Source organism: Halomonas alimentaria (genome assembly GCF_009902005.1).
Taxonomy (GTDB): Bacteria; Pseudomonadota; Gammaproteobacteria; order Pseudomonadales; family Halomonadaceae; genus Halomonas; species Halomonas alimentaria.
On record NZ_WUTT01000001.1, the window covers coordinates 2,961,477 to 2,978,134 of the forward strand.

Consider the following 16,658-nt stretch of genomic DNA (forward strand, 5'->3'; position numbering starts at 1 on the left):
CCTGTTGGAAGGGGCGTGTGCCGGAATAACGTGAGTCAGGGCCACAGCTGGCCGTAGAGATAGCCGGTGAACGTCGCCATGACCACCACCAGCGTGCAGTAGACCACGGTCTTCTGGGTACCCATGATGGTGCGGATCACCAGCATGTTGGGTAGCGACAGTGCAGGGCCGGCCAGCAGCAGCGCCAACGCCGAGCCCTTGCCCATGCCGTTGCCGATCAGGCCCTGGACGATGGGCACCTCGGTGAGGGTGGAGAAGTACATGAAGCCGCCCAGCAGCGAGGCCAGGAAGGTGGACTGGAAACCGTTGTCGCCCACCGCCATTACCACCCACTCCGAGGGGATCAGTCCCTCCTCGCCGGGACGCCCCAACAGCAGACCGGCCACGAAGACCCCGGCCAGCAGCAGCGGCATGATCTGCTTGGTGAAGTCCCAGCTCTGCTCGGCCCACTCACGATCATCCTCGCGCAGGGTGGCGATCAGCATGATGCCGATGATGCCCACTGCGAAGGCGAGCTCCGGCACGCCCGGCACCAGCAGGGCGGCCAGCGCCACGGCGCCGGTCAGCATCGCCACCTGGCGCAGCGGCCAGCCCCAGCGGCGCATCAGCAGCAGGGCGAAGAGCCCGCCGAGCGCCGCGGTGATCTGCCACTTCCAGGCGTGGATGGCCATCCAGGTGGGGCTGTCGGCCGCGGCCCAGTTGGCGAACACCAGGATGCCGATCATCAGGCCGAAGAAGGCCGCTACCTGACCCAGCGGACGGCCGTCGTCATCGACGCCGAAGCCGCGAGCACTCTGCTGGCTGCGCGCCAGCTCCTCGCGCCGATAGATCAGGTGCATGATCACGCCGATCACCACCGCGAAGACGATGGCACCGATGGCCCGTGCCAGGCCCAGTTCCAGGCCCAGCACCTTGGCGGTGACCACCACCGCCATGACGTTGATCGCGGGGCCCGAGTAGAGGAAGGCCACCGCCGGCCCCAGGCCCGCGCCGCGCTTGTAGATGCCGCCGAACAGCGGCAGCACGGTGCAGGAGCAGACCGCAAGCAGCATCCCCGACACCGAGGCCATGCCGAAGGCCACCGGCTTGGGCGCCGCCGGGCCCAGGTAGCGCATCACCGCACCCTGGCTCAGGTAGGCGGCCATGGCCCCGGCGATCAGGAAGGCCGGCAGCAGGCACAGGATCACATGCTCCTGGGCGTACCAGTGGGTCAGCCGAATGCCCTCCAGTACGGCGTTGTCGAAGCGAGCCGTGCCGGCGGGCAGGAAGTAGATCAGCAGGAAGATGCCCACCACGGCACCGATCCAGCGGACCTGGTCGGGGTTCTCCCTGGCCAGCGACAGCAGTCGCCTGGCAAAGGGGGCAGCGGGTTGAGTGTCCGGCATGAGAGGCCTCGTGTCGTAGGCGTCGAGAGGTCTCTTTAATATATATGCATATGCATATATTTAATAGCGAGACTTGATGTCGCCTTGACCCGCGTCAACAGGGAGAGGCGCGGTCACTCACCTCGATGGCCATGGCTCAGCCCTTCGTCGCCGTGGCGGCCGGAAAGTGGTGGCGCGTCCTGTTGGCGATGCGCACCAGTGCCAGCATCAGCGGTACCTCCACCAGCACCCCCACCACTGTGGCCAGCGCCGCGCCGGACTGCAGGCCGAAGAGGGCGATGGCGGCGGCCACGGCCAGCTCGAAGAAGTTGCTGGCGCCGATCATGGCGCCGGGGGCGGCGACGTTGTGGGGCACCTTCCACGCCTTGGCCCAGCCGTAGGCGATGAAGAAGATCAGGAAGGTCTGGAGGATCAGCGGGATGGCGATCAGCACGATATGCAGCGGCGCCTCGAGGATCACATCGCCCTGGAAGGCGAACAGCAGCACCAGGGTGATGATCAGCCCGATGGGCGTGATCGGCCCTACCTTCTTCATGAAGACGTTGTCGTACCACTCGCTGCCGTGGCGGGCGATCAGGGCGCGCCGGGCAAAATAGCCCGCTGCGAGCGGGATCACGATGTAGAGCACTACGGACAGGGCCACCGTGTCCCAGGGTACCTGGATATTGGAGACGCCGAGCAGGAAGACCACGATGGGGGCGAAGGCGAACAGCATGATCAGGTCGTTGAGGGCGACCTGCACCAGGGTGTAGGCGGCATCGCCGCGGGTCAGGTAGCTCCACACGAACACCATGGCGGTGCAGGGCGCCGCTCCCAGCAGGATGGCGCCGGCGAGGTACTGGCTTGCCAGGGGCGCGGGAATCAGAGGCTGGAAGACCACCATCAGGAAGAACCAGGCGATGGCGAACATGGTGAAGGGCTTGATCAGCCAGTTCACCGTGGTGGTGATGACCAGCCCCTTGGGCTGGCGGCGCACGCCGAGCACGGCGGAGAAGTCGATCTGCGCCATCATCGGGAAGATCATCGCCCAGATCAGGATCGCCACCGGGATCGACACCTGGGCATATTCGAAGCGCGATAGCGTCTCGGGCACCGCGGGAGCGAACTGGCCGAGCAGCACCCCGGCGACGATGGCCAGTGCCACCCACACCGAGAGGAAGCGCTCGAAGAGCCCCATGCCCTCCGAGGTGCTGGGCGAATGGGATTCCTGATGAGTGGTCATGGTGAGACTCCTGTCAGATGGCGCGCTGGTTGACCCGGGCGGAGAGCTCGGCGGCCGACTCCTTGCGTTCGGAGTAGCGGTCGGTGAGCATCTCGCTGCGGCCGCGGACCAGCAGCGTGAATTTCACCAGCTCCTCCATGACGTCGACGATGCGGTCATAGAAGGGCGAGGGCTTCATGCGGTCGTTGTCGTCGAACTCCATGAAGGCCTTGGGCACCGAGGACTGGTTGGGGATGGTCATCATGCGCATCCAGCGCCCCAGCACGCGCAGCTGGTTGACCGTGTTGAACGACTGGGAGCCGCCGCACACCTGCATCACCGCCAGGGTCTTGCCCTGGGTGGGGCGTACCGCGCCCAGCGCCAGGGGAATCCAGTCGATCTGCGCCTTCATGATGCCGGTCATGGCGCCGTGACGTTCCGGCGAGCACCACACCATGCCTTCGGCCCACTCGGCCAGCGTGCGAAGCTCCGCCACCTTGGGGTGGCTCGCCTCTTCGGCGTCCGGCAGCGGCAGGCCGCGCGGTTCGAAGATGCGTGTCTCGGCGCCCATGGCTCGCAGCAGCCGGGCGGCTTCCTCCACCGCCAGGCGGCTGAAGGAGCGCTGCCTGAGCGAGCCGTAGAGCAGCAGGATGCGCGGCGCATGCTCGCGGTCCACGGGTATGCCCAGGCTGGCCGCGTCGGGCACCCGGAACAGTTCTCGGTCGATATTCGGCAGGTCGTCGAGGGGATGGGTCGTCACGGGGTGTCTCCTTGTGGGGCCTCTTCCCAGAGGGCACGAAGGTGAATCTCCTCAAGGATCTACCAAAATATATGGAAATCCATATGTAATCAATGCCACCACCCGGACACCAGAGCGTTGCGCTGGTCCGGGGCGCGCTGGAAGGCCGGCGAGACCCCGCTGGGGGTCCTGGGTGGAGAGATGCCTTGCGTTGGCCTTGAGGGAGTGGCGGGCCTGCTATCATGCCGCCTCCTGACCCTGAGGATGCCCCCGTGACCACCAGCCCGACCCTGCGCCTCGACGGTCTGATGGCATCGCGGCGATGAGTCTCGTCCCGGCTACCCTGCTGCTGGCCGAGGTGGCCCAGGAGTGGCGCCCGCTGGCCTGGGGCGTCAGCGTGGGCGGTTTCGGTCTGGCCATCGGGTCGCTCGCCAACCTGATCGCCCTGCGTCTGGGCAAGCGGCCGGGGTTGTGGTGGGAGTTCCATCGCTGGTCGCTGCCCATGCTGGCAATGGGCCTGGCGCTTGCCCTTGCGCTGGAGCAGCTGATGGGAGCCTGAGACGGCCCCCGGAGGGGTCATGGCCGGTCGGGCACGAAGTTGGCCACGAGGACGGCGAGCACCTCCGGGCACTCACGGTGGGGAACGTGGCCGCAGGGCAGGAGTCGCGGCTCGGCGGGCCCCGGGGTCCTGGACGCGATGCGACGCGGCTGCGCCAGGGAGCCGTACTCGTCGTGCTCGCCGTGGATCGCCAGGGTCGGGCAGCGCACCCGGGCCAGGGCGTCGTCGAGGGTCCAGCCGTCGAAGGCCTCGGAGTGCCAGTTGTCGACCCAGCTCCTCAGTACCCACTCGGCCTTGTCGCCGTGGTAACGCGCGAGCCGCCTCATCGCGCCCGGCTCGGCGAAGGCCGACTCCGCCTCGCGGATGCCGGCCAGGGTGAGCGGCTCGAGGGTGGCCTGGGCCGCCACCGTTACCAGCGCCTCGCAGGCCTCGGCATGGGCACCGGCGATCTCGACCGCCATGCCGCCGCCCACGCTGTGCCCCAGCAGCACGAAACGCTCTAGCGCGAGCGCCTCGCGCAGCGTGGCGAAGCTGCCGCTGGCCTCGTCGGCGACGAAGGTGGCCGGCTGGGGGCCGGGGTAGGGGGCCGACTCGCCGTAGCCGAGCCGGTCGTAGGCGATCACCTCGCGGCCGCTGGCCTCGGCGAGCAGGGAAGGGAAGTCGCGCCACAGGGCGATACAGCCCAGCGAGTCATGGAGCAGCACGATGGGGCTGCCCGCCGGCGTTGCCTCCACCGGCTGCCAGCGGGCGACTTGGATGTCGCCCGCCGGGGTCTTCATGGTGAAGGCCTCCATCAGTCGACCAGCTCGACCGCCACCGCGGTGGCCTCACCGCCGCCGATGCACAGGCTGGCGATGCCGCGCTTGCCGCCCCTGGTGCGCAGGGCGTGGATCAGGGTGGCGATGATCCGCGAGCCGGTGGAACCGATGGGATGGCCCTGGGCGCAGGCGCCGCCGAAGACGTTGACCTTGTCGTGGGGGATGTCGAGCCCGTCCATGGCCAGCAGGGTGACCACCGCGAAGGCCTCGTTGATCTCGAACAGATCGACGTCATCCACTGTCCAGTCGAGCTTCTTCATCAGCTTGTCGATGGCGCCTACCGGGGCGATGGTGAACTCGCTGGGGTGCTGGGAGTGGGTGCTGTGGCCCAGCATGCGCGCCAGCGGCTTGGCGCCGAGGCGGTCCGCCGCTTCCTGGCTGGCCAGGATCAATGCCGAGGCACCGTCGGAGATGGAGCTGGAGTTGGCCGCGGTGATGGTGCCCTCCTTGGCGAAGGCGGGGCGTAGCGAACGGATCTTGTCGAGCTTGGCCTGGAAGGGCTGCTCGTCGTGACTGACGATGGTCTCGCCCTTGCGGTCGCTGACGGTGACCGGCGCCATCTCGGCATCCAGGTGGCCGGCGTTGGTGGCTTCCATGGCGCGCTCCAGGGAGGCGATGGCGAAGTCGTCCAGGCGCTCGCGGCTGTAGTCGCGGGCCGTGGCGACGTCCTGGGCGAAGACACCCATCAGCTTGCCGGTCTCGGCGTCTTCCAGGCCGTCCAGGAACATGTGGTCCTTCAGCTCACCGTGGCCCAGGCGGTAGCCGGTACGTGCCTTGGTCAATACGTGGGGGGCGTTGGACATGGACTCCATGCCGCCGGCCAGCATCACCTCGGCGCTGCCGGCACGGATCAGATCATGGGCCAGCATGGTGGCCTTCATGCCCGACCCACACAGCTTGTTGATGGTGGTGGCGCCGATGGCGTCGGGGATGCCGGCCTGGCGCATGGCCTGGCGAGCCGGACCCTGCTTGACCCCACCGGGCAGCACGCAGCCCATGATGCCCTCGTCGATGCTGGATGCCTCGATGCCGGCGCGCTCGATGGCGGCGCGGATGGCCACCGCGCCCAGCTCCGGGGCGGTCATGCTGGCCAGGCTGCCGAGCATGCCCCCCATGGGGGTGCGGGCGGCAGAGAGAAAGACGATATCGCTGGAATGGCTCATGGTGGTTCTCCCGGTGTGGCAAGCGGTTCCCGCTGGAACCGCGTTGTGATTGTAAGTCGATATTGCAGGTGGTCCTGCGCTGCGTTGACCCATCGGCGGGGCTGTGGTCTTCTCAGGGTCAACCAAGCAAGCGCTAGTGCAAATGCCGATGAATGTAATGAATGCATCCCCACGTCGCAAGGAGTTGACCCGACTGGCCGCCCAACTGTTCGTCCAGGCGGGCTTCGATCGCACCACGGTGCGCATGCTGGCCCAGGAGATGGGTATCAAGTCCGGCAGCCTCTTCCATCACTTCCGTGACAAGCAGGAGATCCTGGCCGCGGTGATCGAGGAGGGTACCGAGAATGCCCTGGTCATTGCCCGGAAGGCCCTCGCTCGCTGTGACAGCAGTGCTTCGGCGCGGTTGCACGCCATGGCCCGCGCCCATCTGGAGACCCTGCTCACCGATCGCAACGCCCATGTGGTCGCCCTCTACGAGTGGCGTCGCCTGGATCCCGAAGCGCGTGCCCACCTGAGCCACCTGCGCGACGCCTACGAGGCGCTCTGGGAGCAGGTGATCGACGAGGCCCTGGCCGAAGGGTTGGTCCATGGTGACCGTTTCCTGGTCTCGCGCTTCGTGATGGGTGCGCTCAACTGGACGGTACGCTGGTACGACCCGGACGGCCCTCGTACACCCGATGAACTGGCCGATGAACTGGTCGCCATGATCACCCGCTCCGCCTCGGTCGGCTGAACCCCGTCGACCAACGTCTAGTCGTTTCTCCCGCTCTCTGCCCTTGCCCTGTGCGGTCCGACTCGCTAGCTTGGACCTAGCGCTTGATAGGTTTACGCTTACGTTAACTGTAATCCATAACAACCACAAACCTTCCAAGAGGACGGCCCATGAGCACCCAAGACCACGTGTCCGATTATCGTGACTATCTGGAGCGTTTCTCCATCGATGAGGTCATCGCTCGCCTCGACGACCATCGAGACGGCAAGGCCAATGCCTTCGAGTCCTGCTGCGGGCGCCATCTGCGCGCTGGCCGGGGCGAGGTGCTGGCGCTGGTCCAGGAGGACACCCAGGGCAACGTCAACACCCTGACCTACGCCGAGCTCGAGGCAGAGAGTGCCCGACTCGCCGGCTGGCTGGCCGAACGCGGCCTGGGCGTGGGCGACCGCATCGCCTGCATGCTGCCGCGCTCACCCCAGCTGCTCGTCGCCATCCTGGCGACCTGGCGCATCGGCGCCGTCTACCAGCCGCTGTTCACCGCCTTCGGCCCCGACGCCGTAGACTATCGCCTGGGTCGCGCCGATACCAAGCTGGTGATCACCGATCACGCCAACCGCTTCAAGTTCGACGGCCTCTCCCAGTGCCCGCCGGTGCTGGCGGTGGGCGGCCCCAGCGCCGACCATGCCGAGGACCTCGATTGGGCTGACGCGCTGGCGCATACACCCATCGAGGCCACGCCGCCGCGCCTGGGTCGTGACGCCCCCTTCCTGCAGATGTTCACCTCCGGCACCGTGGGCAAGCCCAAGGGGGTGGCGGTGCCGCTCGCCGCCATGCCGGCCTTCGCCCTCTATATGGAGCTGGCCGTCGATCTGCGCGACAGCGATCGCTTCTGGAACATGGCCGATCCAGGCTGGGCCTACGGCCTCTACTACGCCATCACCGGGCCCCTGCTGCTGGGGGTGACCACCCACTTCTGCGAGGCGGGTTTCTCCGCCGAGGGGGCGCTGGCCTTCATGAAGCGTCACCGCATCACCAACTTCGCCGCCGCCCCCACCGCCTACCGGCTGATGAAGGCCTCTGGCCTGTTCGACGACGCCCACCAGACCCTCGAGCTGCGCGCGGCGAGCTCCGCCGGCGAGCCGCTCAACACCGAGGTGGTCACCTGGGTGGAGCGCTCCCTGGGCTGTCCGGTCATGGACCACTACGGCCAGACCGAGACCGGCATGACCTGCAACAACCACCATGCGCTGGACCATCCCAAGCATGTCGGCGCCATGGGCGTGCCGATGCCGGGTTACCGTCTGGTGATCCTCGACGCCGAGTACAACGAGTTGCCCCCGGGCCAGCCGGGCGTGCTGGCGGTGGACATCAAGAACTCCCCGGCCCACTTCTTCGCCGGTTACACCTGGCAGGAGAAGCATCCCTTCGCCGAAGGCTACTACCTGACCGGTGACGTGGTGATCCGCAACGAGGACGGCACCTTCCAGTTCGCCGGCCGCGACGACGACATCATCACCACCGCCGGTTATCGCGTGGGCCCCACCGACGTGGAGAACAGCGTGATGACCCACGCGGCAGTGGCCGAGTCCGCCGCTGTGGGGCAGCCCGACGAGATCCGCGGTGAGATCATCAAGTCCTACGTGGTGCTGCGCGAGGGCTTCGAGGCCAGTGACGAACTGGCCGACGAGATCCGCCAGCAGGTCCGCGAGCGACTCTCCACCCACGCCTTCCCGCGGGTGATCGAATTCGTCGATGAACTGCCCAAGACCCCGAGCGGCAAGATCCAGCGCTTCAAGCTGCGCGCCGATGCCGTCGATAAAACCGAGGCACCGACCCAGTAACCCCGAGGAACCCGATATGCAAGTCAAGGACAATACCTTTCTGATCACCGGGGCCGCCTCCGGGCTGGGGGCGGCCACCGCCGAGCGCCTGGTCGCCGCCGGCGGCCGGGTGGTGCTCTGCGACCTGAGCGACGCCGTCGAGGCCCACGCCGAGCGCCTGGGTGACGCCGCTCGGGCGGTGCGCGGCGACGTCACCTCCGGCGAGGATATCCAGGCCGCGGTGGATGCCGCCATCGAACTCGGCGGCGAGCGAGGCCTTTCCGGGGTGGTGCACTGCGCCGGCATCGTCAGCGTGGCCAAGCTGGTCGACCGCGAGGGCAACCCCGCCGACCTCGAGGCCTACAACCGCACCATCCAGATCAACCTGGTTGGCACCTTCAACGTGATGCGCCTGGCGGCCGCGGCCATGGCGAAGAATGCCCCGGGCGAGGACGGCGAGCGAGGGGTGATCATCAACACCGCCTCCATCGCCGCCATGGATGGCCAGGTGGGGCAGTGCGCCTACAGCGCCTCCAAGGCCGGCGTGGTGGGCATGAGCCTGCCGGCGGCCCGGGAACTCTCTCGCCACGGCGTGCGCGTGATGGCTATCGCCCCCGGGGTTTTCGAGACCCCGATGATGAGCGAGATCCCCGACGAGGCCGCCCAGGCCCTGGCCGCTGCGGTCCCTTTCCCCAAGCGGCTCGGCAAGCCAGACGAGTACGCCCGCCTGGCCGAGCAGATCATCACCAACTCCATGCTTAACGGCGAGGTGATCCGCCTGGACGGCGGGATTCGCATGCAGTAAGGCCTTCGGCAAGCTGCAAGCCACAAGGAGCAAGCTTCAAGGAAACCCCTTGGCTTGCTCCTTTTTTCATCTTGCTCATGGGTGGTATCCCTTGCGCCTTGTCGCTTGAGGCTGGAATTTAAACGAACGCTTGACTCCCCATTCTCGCACGCGTAATTTCAAACGCATGTTTGAAAGTGGCCGCCGCCACTTTTCTTGACTGACTGCTGGCGACACTTCTCGTGGCCAGGTGTGGAATTGGAGAGTTGAGATGCCCGATTATCAGGCCCCCCTGCGCGATATTCGCTTCGTCATGGACGAGTTGCTGGACTATCCGGCCCATTACGCCAGCCTGCCCGGTGGCGAGGATGCGACCCCCGACGTGGTGGCGGCCATCCTGGAGGAGGGTGGGCGTTTCGCCCGCGAGGTGCTGTTGCCGCTGAACCAGAGTGGCGACCAGGAGGGCTGCCTGCTGGAGGGCGGTGAGGTGAAGGCGCCCAAGGGCTTCAAGGAGGCCTATGCCCAGTTCGTGGAGGGCGGCTGGCCGAGCCTGGCCGCGGACCCCGCCCACGGCGGCCAGGGGTTGCCGCACTCGCTGGCGATGGTGCTAAACGAGATGATCTGCTCCACCAACCTGGCCTGGGGCATGTATCCGGGGCTCTCCCACGGCGCCGCCGACGCCCTGCGCCACCACGGAACCGAGGAGCAGCAGGCCACCTACCTGACCAAGCTGGTGGAGGGCACCTGGACCGGCACCATGTGCCTGACCGAGCCCCACTGCGGCACCGACCTCGGCCTGATCAAGACCCGCGCCGTGCCCACCGATGACGGCGCCTTCGAGATTACCGGCACCAAGATCTTCATCTCCGCCGGCGAGCATGACCTGGCCGAGAACATCGTCCACCTGGTGCTGGCCAAGCTGCCCGACGCCCCCGAGGGCTCCAAGGGCATCTCGCTGTTCGTGGTGCCGAAATATCTTCCCAATGAAGCGGGCGAGCCGGGCGAGCGTAACGGCGTGGTGTGTGGGTCGCTCGAGCACAAGATGGGCATCCACGGCAACGCCACCTGCGTGATGAACTTCGATGCGGCGAAAGGCTTCCTGGTGGGCGCGCCCAACAAGGGCCTGGCCTGCATGTTCACCATGATGAACGCCGCCCGCATCGGCGTCGGCATCCAGGGCCTGGGCCTCACCGAGGCGAGCTTCCAGAACGCCCTGGCGTATGCCCGCGACCGTCTGCAGATGCGCGCGCTCTCCGGCCCCAAGGCGCCGGAGAAGGCCGCCGACCCGATCATCGTCCACCCGGACGTGCGCCGTATGCTGCTGACCCAGAAGGCCTTCGCCGAGGGCGGCCGGATGCTGGTGCTCTACACCGCCCAGATGATCGATATCGTCGAGCACGGCACGGATGCTGCCGAGAAGGAGCGCGCCGAGACACTGCTGGGCCTGCTGACTCCGATCGTCAAGGCGTTCCTCACCGAGGCGGGATTCGAGGCCACCAACGAGGGCGTCCAGGTGTTCGGCGGCCACGGCTTCATCCAGGAGTGGGGCATGGAGCAGCTGGTACGCGATGCGCGCATCACCCGCCTCTACGAGGGCACCACCGGCATCCAGGCCCTCGACCTGCTGGGTCGCAAGGTGCTGATGAGCCAGGGCGAGAGCCTCAAGGTGTTCACCAAGGAGATCCACAAGTTCTGCCAGGCCGAGGAGGGCAACAGCGAGCTGGCCGAGTTCGTGCGCCCGCTGGCCAAGCTCAACGCCGAGTGGGGCGAGATGACCATGGCCATCGGCATGAAGGCGATGACCGACCGCGAGGAGGTTGGCGCGGCCAGCGTCGACTACCTGATGTACGCCGGCTACGTGACCCTGGCCTATCTGTTCGCTCGCGCGGCAAAGCAGGCTAGGGCGGCGCTGGCCGAAGGCACCGAGGAGGGCACCTTCTACCGTGCCAAGCTCGATACCGCACGTTTCTTCTACCAGCGGCTGGTGCCACGCACCCGCGCCCACAAGGGAGCCATCGAGGCCGGCGCCGAGCCGCTGATGGCGATCAGCGCCGAGGACTTCGGTCTGGGGTTTGAAATCTGAGTCGATTTATGGACTTGCGTTCATAACGGCGAACGACAGGCGGCGGGGGCTTCCCTCGCCGCCTTGTTCGCGTTGAACAGCATGCTACGGAGGGAGTTTGCTCCGCTGACGAGTAAGGAGGACGATGCGGAGTAGAGCGTCGGGCCATCTGCCTTGCGGTAACAGCGGAGTGACTGCCTCATGCGTGTCTTTGCCAACCCGGTCGGTGCCGGGTCCCTCTGGTTCGATAACCTCGCCACCGCCGACGGCACGCCCGTCGCCTATGACCCTCAGGCCAGGGCGTTTCTGCCCATGCCGCCGTTCTGCGTGAATCGCGAGGTCATCGGCTGTAACTGGATCGCCCCGAAGCAGGGCGCCTTCTGCCGCTCCTGTGCCATGACTGCGCTGGCGCCGGACCCTTCCATCCCCGATGCTATGCCCAACTGGGCGCAGACCGAGGCCGCCAAGCGCTGGGTGCTCGACAACCTGGGACGCTGGCACTGGTTTCGCCCCGAGGATCCCGGCGCGCCGCCGGTATTTCATATGCTGGCCGAGGGCCCGACCCCGGTGGCCATGGGTCATGCCGGGGGCGTGGTGACCATCAGCGTGGCCGAGGCGGATGCGGTGCTGCGTACCACCCGTCGGGAAGCCCTGGAAGAGCCCTACCGCACCATGATCGGTCATATGCGCCACGAGATCTCGCATATGCTGTGGTGGCGGCTCAGCCTGCGGGATGACTTCCTGGATGCCTTCCGCAACATGTTCGGCGACGAGCGAGTGGACTACCCCAGTGCGCTCCAGCAGTACTTCCACGACGGTCCGCCGCCCGGCTGGCAGTCGAGTTTCCTCACCGCCTATGCCTCCGCGCACCCCCATGAGGACTGGGCCGAGACCGCCGCCCACCTGCTTCATCTCACCGATATCACCGACAGTTTCGTGGCGGCGGGGCTCTCCTCGCCGGAGCTGCCGAGCCCCCACTGGGACCCCTACATGGAGCCCGACGCCGAGCGCCTGATCCGGGTCGCCGCCAGCCTTGTGGCAGGCGTCAACCACGTCAATCGCTCCATGGGGCTCTCCGATCTCTACCCCTTCGTTCTCTCGGATGCCGCACGGCGCAAACTGGTGTTCGTGCATGACTGGCTGCGTCGTGGCGCCCAGGGGCTGTAAGTCGACCCAAGTTGGGGGCATGATGATTGCCTCCACGTCCCGTCGCGGTGGCGATTGCACCACCACCCCCAAGAGGAATCGCCCATGTCACGAACCACCCGCCTGCAGGAGCTGATCCGCCTCCTGCGCCATCGCCGTGAGCCCATGCCGGGCCCTGAACTTGCCGAGGCGCTGGGCGTCTCGCTGCGCACCCTCTACCAGGAGGTCGCCGTGCTGCGCGCGGTGGGCATCGAGGTGGTCAACACGCCCGGCGAGGGCTATGTGCTGCCGCCCGAGGTGACGCTGCCGCCGCCGGCGCTGGCGGAGCCCGGTGCGCCCGAGAAAGCCGAGGGAGGCTCGGCCGAGACGGCGCCCGCGGAGCTGGTGTTCTACACCAACCCGTTGTCGCGAGGAGGCATCGTGCACTGGATGCTGGAGGAGCTCGGCGTCAACTACCGCACGGTGACGCTTGAGTACGGCGCCGCCATGAAGTCGCCGGAGTACCTCGCCATCAACCCGCTTGGCAAGGTGCCCGCCATCCGTCACGGCGACACCGTGGTGACCGAGTCCGCGGCGATCTGCGCCTATCTGGCCGATGCCTTCCCCGAGGCGAGGCTGGCGCCGCCGCTGTCTGCCAGGGGCGACTACTACCGCTGGCTCTTCCTTGCAGCCGGGCCGCTGGAGAGCGCCATAGCCCTCAATGACCTGGGTGTGCAGCCCACGGCGGAGCAGAAGATGCGGCTGGGCTGCGGCGACTACTGGACGCTGGTGGAAGCCCTGGCCGGCGCCGTGGCGGGAAGGTCCTACATTGCCGGCGACGTTTTCAGCGCGGCCGATGTCTACGTGGGCTCGCACATCGGCTGGGGTATGCAGTTCGGCACCCTGCCGCGGCGCCCCGAGTTCGAGGCCTACTGGGCCGGGTTAAGGCAGCGCCCGGCCCATCAGCGTTGTGAGGCTTTCGTGCAACAGGCCCTGGCCAGCGGCTGAGCCGGCAGCGAGACCCTCAGGCGCCGTGCAGACGGCGGTGCAGCTCGCGGATCCGCTCGGCGAAGGCCGGCACCGGCCCCTCGACCGCCGCGTTCGGCACCACCTGCCGTATCGGCAGCGGGGCCACCGGCGCCGGCGCAACGCCCATCTCCTCGAGCCAGCCGATGAGCTGCTGCGAGGAGCTGGCGTAGACGATCCGTCCCAGGCCTACCCAGCCGTGGGCTGCCGCGCACATGGGGCAGTGCTCGCCAGAGGTGTATACCGTGGCCCTGGCGCGCTGCTCTGGCGTCAGGTGCTCCGCGGCCCAGCGTGCCAGGAAGAACTCCGGGTGCTGGGTGGCATCCCCGCCGGCCACATGGTTGTGGTCCTCCGCCAGCACCTCGCCGTCGCCGCTCACCAGCACCGAGCCAAACGGTTCGTCGCCCGCCTCCAGGCCCTTCTCCGCCAGTGCCACGCAGCGCTCCAGGTGGGTCATGTCCGTGTCGTCGATCATGATCAGGGCTCCTTGGGTTCCGTGTGAGCCACCAGCATACTCCACGTCCGGCGCTGGCCAAGCCGGGTCCCGGTTCGGCAGGGTCGCCTGCGGCTGCCACACTGTGGCTACCCCCTTCTCGAGGAGCCAATCATGAGCAATGGACCCTATGGGCAACTCGCCTGCGACTGCGGCGCCGTCACGCTGCTGGTGTGTGGTGGCTCCCTCGGCAACGGCAGGGATGCCGAGGGTGAGCCCGTGAGCCTCTGGCCCCAGGAGGCCATCCAGCTCGGCCAGGGCGCCGATGAGCTCGAGGTGGTGCCGGATGCCCGGGGCCTGGCTGCCTGGCAGTGCCGGCGCTGCGGCGAGCGATTACTGCACATCGATGATGAGGCCGGCATGGTGGTGCTGGCGGGCTCTTCAGAGGAGGGCGACGAGGCCGGCCTGGCGCTGACCACGGCGCAGCAACGCCGGCTCGCGGAACTGGGGTATCGGGTCGCTGATGGGGCGTAGCGGCGGAGCATCGAATCCCTGAGCGAAGGGGAGGCGGCCATGCCGGACGCCTCCCCTTTGGGGTCAGGTGCTGCGCAGGTCGCAGCTGACCGCCGGGTTGAAGGGTTCCAGGTTGCCGCCGGGGTTGTTGCGGAACCAGACGTGCTGGTCGTAGTGGGGCTCGAAACCGTGGGCCTGGTCGCCGGGGATGGCCGGATCCTCCGCCATGTAGTCCCAGCGGCGACCCAGGAAGTTCGGTGGCTCGGCGTTTCCGGCCTCCTGCCAGGCCCGCGCGAACACCAGGTTCTCGATGCCCACCAGCACCATGGAGCCGTCTGCCTGGGGCTCGTAGAGCAGGATGGCGGGATTCCTGAAGTCGGTATGGGTGCCGCTGCCGTCAACACGCGGCTCGGTGGTGGTGAGGCCCAGCAGGTCGGGGCGCAGGTAGTGGATGCCCATATGCCCGAGCTCCGCCGGCAGGCCGTGCTCCCCGGCCTTCACACATTCGCCGGAGGGATCCGGCATGTAGCCCTCCGCCAGGGCCACGTTCACGTCCTCGAAGCGCTGCATGGCGGCGCGCAGTTCCTCGATCATCGTTTCGGTGTCGTCGGTCATCAGGGCGACGGTCGGCAGGCTTGCCGCCGCCAGCCCCATGGCGATGACGCCGCCCCACAGGATGCGTCTCATCTCGTGATCCTCCAGGAGATCCGGGCAGGCCCGCTGGCGTGCAGGTACCCGGCACAGGATGCGCCACCTGCTGGTGCGGCAGGCCGGGCGCGAAGGGCGGTCCATCCCTTGAAATATAGTGAGCGCGCCGCCTTCACGCCGGCGCTAATGGCGTGGCTCGCCCATCGACTCGCCCGGCATGGCAGCCCGAAGCCCCCTGAGCTAGGCTGGAGTGGCAAGACAGGAGAGCAAGGCCAACAACAGGCCGGCGCAGGGGGCAGGGACGCAGGATGATGACGAGACTCAGCAGACGCTACGCTTCACCGGCGTTTTCTCGGAACAGGGGCAAGGCCCCCGGTCCGGCAAAACGCCGGTTTTGTTTTGAGGGGCATAGCCGGTTTCGACCCAAAGCCGACATGGTGGCAAAGGCTGCATGTTCGTTCATCGGGGATATGTAGCATGCATGATGATTGGTGTTATACTGCCGAGCTATACTTAAGTCATAGGGTTTTCAATGGGTTGTGAGTGTTTTTGCGTGCGGTATAATATTGTTGAACGCGCATGCTCGTTCAAGTCAATAAACGAGCGCGCTATCTAATACCTGTTAACTGGGAAGGAGCCCATGAATCAGAATCTTGCGGATGAGCTGGTCACGATGATGGCAGAAGACCAGCGGTTGTTGCAGCAACTCTTCGATTCCGGAGAACTACCATCTGAGTCTTATCATCCCCGGATGAAAGCCCTGCATGAGCACAATGCTTCCCGACTGAAGGAGATTATTGGTGCTCACGGCTGGCCTGGCGTTTCGTTAGTTGGGGAAGAGGCTGCCAAAGCTGCATGGCTGGTCGTTCAGCACTCTGTTTCAGATCCCGAGTTCATGAATGAGTGTGTCTCTTTAATAGAGGATGCCGTTGCGAGAGAGGATGTAGCGGGCTGGCAGCTGGCATTCCTCCAGGATCGGGTGCGTACGCTATCTGGCAAGCCTCAATACTACGGTACTCAGTTTGATGTTGATGAAAACGGTTGGCCAACACCGTTTCCTATTGAGGGTTCTGCTACGGTTAATGAGCGCCGTGCGCGTCTTGGGCTGACCTCCATAGAGGAGCGCCAAGAACAAATGACTGAGCAGGAGCGGAAGCGCCGTGCCAATATCGAACAAACCAGTTAACAAAACGCGGCACTCGGACGCCCTTGTCTCCGCTTCGCTGCGTCAAGGTCGCCGGTGCGCTCTGCGTTAGCAGGTAGGAAAAGGAGATTCCAAGTTTTGAATAGGTTCGCGTTCACGGCACTGATTTTATTTTCAGTCTTTTCATCATTGTTGCTTGCAGATACGAAAGCCGAGCCATCGATCGAGGCTTTGCTCCATTCACAAATTGGTGCTATCGCTTCAAACGATTATCAGCAATTTCTGGAACATACTGATTCAACCTTTCGGAAAGCTATCAGCGCAGAGCAGTTCGAAACCCTTTCAAGATCTCTATCCTCAAGATTCAAAGGTGGATACCAATCTGAGTATTTGGGGGTTCTCAATCAGGAAGGGTTCAAGGTTTATCTATGGAAGGTGATGTCTTCAAGCTCGGAGTCCGATAGCCTCATAAAGATGGCTATGGGGCAAAACCAGATTGCCGGATTTTGGATCGAGTAAACTGCTA

Annotated in this window: 17 protein-coding genes; 10 read left to right on the forward strand and 7 right to left on the reverse strand. The window is 66.0% G+C overall.

Going from position 1 to position 16,658, the window contains the following annotated elements; all coding sequences use genetic code 11:
• Positions 1 to 35: 35 nt before the first annotated feature.
• The 3 genes from GRB96_RS13980 to arsH all read right to left on the reverse strand — a co-directional run bounded on the left by GRB96_RS13980 (position 36) and on the right by arsH (position 3,346).
• Complete coding sequence (locus GRB96_RS13980) at positions 36 to 1,385, reverse strand: permease (protein WP_161432694.1); 1,350 nt, start codon at positions 1,383 to 1,385, stop codon at positions 36 to 38.
• 136 nt (positions 1,386 to 1,521) lie between these two features.
• Entirely contained in the window at positions 1,522 to 2,607 is a 1,086-nt protein-coding gene (gene arsB, locus GRB96_RS13985) for an ACR3 family arsenite efflux transporter (protein WP_161432695.1), read from the reverse strand.
• Positions 2,608 to 2,620: 13 nt separating this feature from the next.
• Positions 2,621 to 3,346: an arsenical resistance protein ArsH gene (arsH, locus tag GRB96_RS13990; protein WP_338074044.1), complete on the reverse strand. Its 726-nt coding sequence runs from the start codon at positions 3,344 to 3,346 to the stop codon at positions 2,621 to 2,623.
• A gap of 301 nt (positions 3,347 to 3,647) precedes the next feature.
• On the opposite strand from arsH, the gene GRB96_RS13995 reads away from it, so the two are divergent.
• Complete coding sequence (locus tag GRB96_RS13995; protein WP_240894178.1) at positions 3,648 to 3,884, forward strand: hypothetical protein; 237 nt, start codon at positions 3,648 to 3,650, stop codon at positions 3,882 to 3,884.
• A gap of 17 nt (positions 3,885 to 3,901) precedes the next feature.
• Here the strand turns inward: GRB96_RS13995 and GRB96_RS14000 are convergent, their stop codons facing one another.
• Together GRB96_RS14000 and GRB96_RS14005 are read right to left on the reverse strand one after the other, a co-directional pair.
• Positions 3,902 to 4,663, reverse strand: a complete 762-nt coding sequence (locus GRB96_RS14000) for an alpha/beta fold hydrolase (RefSeq protein ID WP_240894179.1) — start codon at positions 4,661 to 4,663, stop codon at positions 3,902 to 3,904.
• 14 nt (positions 4,664 to 4,677) lie between these two features.
• Entirely contained in the window at positions 4,678 to 5,865 is a 1,188-nt protein-coding gene (locus tag GRB96_RS14005) for an acetyl-CoA C-acyltransferase (protein WP_161432697.1), read from the reverse strand.
• 157 nt (positions 5,866 to 6,022) lie between these two features.
• Here GRB96_RS14005 and GRB96_RS14010 point away from each other — a divergent pair, with 157 nt between their 5' ends.
• The 6 genes from GRB96_RS14010 (at position 6,023) to GRB96_RS14035 (ending at position 13,376) form a co-directional block, all read left to right on the forward strand.
• Positions 6,023 to 6,598, forward strand: a complete 576-nt coding sequence (locus GRB96_RS14010; protein ID WP_161432698.1) for a TetR/AcrR family transcriptional regulator — start codon at positions 6,023 to 6,025, stop codon at positions 6,596 to 6,598.
• Between the two features lie 149 nt (positions 6,599 to 6,747).
• A complete protein-coding gene (locus tag GRB96_RS14015; RefSeq protein WP_161432699.1) occupies positions 6,748 to 8,418 on the forward strand; it encodes an AMP-binding protein in 1,671 nt (556 codons plus the stop codon).
• A gap of 16 nt (positions 8,419 to 8,434) precedes the next feature.
• On the forward strand, positions 8,435 to 9,202 hold the full coding sequence (locus GRB96_RS14020; RefSeq protein WP_161432700.1) for an SDR family NAD(P)-dependent oxidoreductase: 768 nt from the start codon (positions 8,435 to 8,437) through the stop codon (positions 9,200 to 9,202).
• 250 nt (positions 9,203 to 9,452) lie between these two features.
• A complete protein-coding gene (locus GRB96_RS14025) occupies positions 9,453 to 11,264 on the forward strand; it encodes an acyl-CoA dehydrogenase C-terminal domain-containing protein (protein ID WP_161432701.1) in 1,812 nt (603 codons plus the stop codon).
• Between the two features lie 180 nt (positions 11,265 to 11,444).
• Complete coding sequence (locus GRB96_RS14030; protein WP_161432702.1) at positions 11,445 to 12,410, forward strand: zinc-binding metallopeptidase family protein; 966 nt, start codon at positions 11,445 to 11,447, stop codon at positions 12,408 to 12,410.
• An 84-nt stretch (positions 12,411 to 12,494) separates the two neighbouring features.
• Positions 12,495 to 13,376 carry a glutathione S-transferase N-terminal domain-containing protein gene (locus GRB96_RS14035; RefSeq protein ID WP_161432703.1) on the forward strand — a complete coding sequence of 294 codons (882 nt, stop codon included), beginning with the start codon at positions 12,495 to 12,497 and terminating at the stop codon, positions 13,374 to 13,376.
• Between the two features lie 16 nt (positions 13,377 to 13,392).
• Here the strand turns inward: GRB96_RS14035 and GRB96_RS14040 are convergent, their stop codons facing one another.
• A complete protein-coding gene (locus GRB96_RS14040; RefSeq protein ID WP_161432704.1) occupies positions 13,393 to 13,869 on the reverse strand; it encodes a nucleoside deaminase in 477 nt (158 codons plus the stop codon).
• A 132-nt stretch (positions 13,870 to 14,001) separates the two neighbouring features.
• Between GRB96_RS14040 and GRB96_RS14045 the strand changes: the two genes are divergently transcribed.
• The gene (locus GRB96_RS14045; protein WP_161432705.1) at positions 14,002 to 14,361 is read left to right on the forward strand and encodes a hypothetical protein; all 360 of its coding nucleotides are present in this window, start codon (positions 14,002 to 14,004) and stop codon (positions 14,359 to 14,361) included.
• A gap of 63 nt (positions 14,362 to 14,424) precedes the next feature.
• On the opposite strand, the gene GRB96_RS14050 is transcribed toward GRB96_RS14045, so the two are convergent.
• Positions 14,425 to 15,027 (reverse strand): hypothetical protein, encoded by a 603-nt coding sequence (locus GRB96_RS14050; RefSeq protein WP_205743545.1) that lies wholly within the window; start codon positions 15,025 to 15,027, stop codon positions 14,425 to 14,427.
• Positions 15,028 to 15,628: 601 nt separating this feature from the next.
• Between GRB96_RS14050 and GRB96_RS14055 the strand changes: the two genes are divergently transcribed.
• On the forward strand, positions 15,629 to 16,174 hold the full coding sequence (locus GRB96_RS14055) for a DUF6624 domain-containing protein (protein ID WP_161432706.1): 546 nt from the start codon (positions 15,629 to 15,631) through the stop codon (positions 16,172 to 16,174).
• 96 nt (positions 16,175 to 16,270) lie between these two features.
• Positions 16,271 to 16,651, forward strand: a complete 381-nt coding sequence (locus GRB96_RS14060) for a hypothetical protein (RefSeq protein ID WP_161432707.1) — start codon at positions 16,271 to 16,273, stop codon at positions 16,649 to 16,651.
• The last annotated feature ends 7 nt before the right edge of the window (positions 16,652 to 16,658 follow it).

What these genes read in the sequence shown, in the direction of transcription:
- arsB (WP_161432695.1), bottom strand. Translation starts at nt 2,607, where the DNA reads ATGACCACTCATCAGGAATCCCATTCGCCCAGCACCTCGGAGGGCATG.
- GRB96_RS14035 (WP_161432703.1), top strand. Translation starts at nt 12,495, where the DNA reads ATGTCACGAACCACCCGCCTGCAGGAGCTGATCCGCCTCCTGCGCCAT.
- GRB96_RS14045 (WP_161432705.1), top strand. Translation starts at nt 14,002, where the DNA reads ATGAGCAATGGACCCTATGGGCAACTCGCCTGCGACTGCGGCGCCGTC.
- GRB96_RS14015 (WP_161432699.1), top strand. Translation starts at nt 6,748, where the DNA reads ATGAGCACCCAAGACCACGTGTCCGATTATCGTGACTATCTGGAGCGT.
- GRB96_RS13980 (WP_161432694.1), bottom strand. Translation starts at nt 1,385, where the DNA reads ATGCCGGACACTCAACCCGCTGCCCCCTTTGCCAGGCGACTGCTGTCG.
- GRB96_RS14020 (WP_161432700.1), top strand. Translation starts at nt 8,435, where the DNA reads ATGCAAGTCAAGGACAATACCTTTCTGATCACCGGGGCCGCCTCCGGG.
- GRB96_RS13995 (WP_240894178.1), top strand. Translation starts at nt 3,648, where the DNA reads ATGAGTCTCGTCCCGGCTACCCTGCTGCTGGCCGAGGTGGCCCAGGAG.
- GRB96_RS14005 (WP_161432697.1), bottom strand. Translation starts at nt 5,865, where the DNA reads ATGAGCCATTCCAGCGATATCGTCTTTCTCTCTGCCGCCCGCACCCCC.
- GRB96_RS14055 (WP_161432706.1), top strand. Translation starts at nt 15,629, where the DNA reads ATGAATCAGAATCTTGCGGATGAGCTGGTCACGATGATGGCAGAAGAC.
- GRB96_RS14010 (WP_161432698.1), top strand. Translation starts at nt 6,023, where the DNA reads ATGAATGCATCCCCACGTCGCAAGGAGTTGACCCGACTGGCCGCCCAA.
- GRB96_RS14030 (WP_161432702.1), top strand. Translation starts at nt 11,445, where the DNA reads ATGCGTGTCTTTGCCAACCCGGTCGGTGCCGGGTCCCTCTGGTTCGAT.
- GRB96_RS14050 (WP_205743545.1), bottom strand. Translation starts at nt 15,027, where the DNA reads ATGAGACGCATCCTGTGGGGCGGCGTCATCGCCATGGGGCTGGCGGCG.
- GRB96_RS14040 (WP_161432704.1), bottom strand. Translation starts at nt 13,869, where the DNA reads ATGATCGACGACACGGACATGACCCACCTGGAGCGCTGCGTGGCACTG.
- GRB96_RS14025 (WP_161432701.1), top strand. Translation starts at nt 9,453, where the DNA reads ATGCCCGATTATCAGGCCCCCCTGCGCGATATTCGCTTCGTCATGGAC.
- GRB96_RS14000 (WP_240894179.1), bottom strand. Translation starts at nt 4,663, where the DNA reads ATGAAGACCCCGGCGGGCGACATCCAAGTCGCCCGCTGGCAGCCGGTG.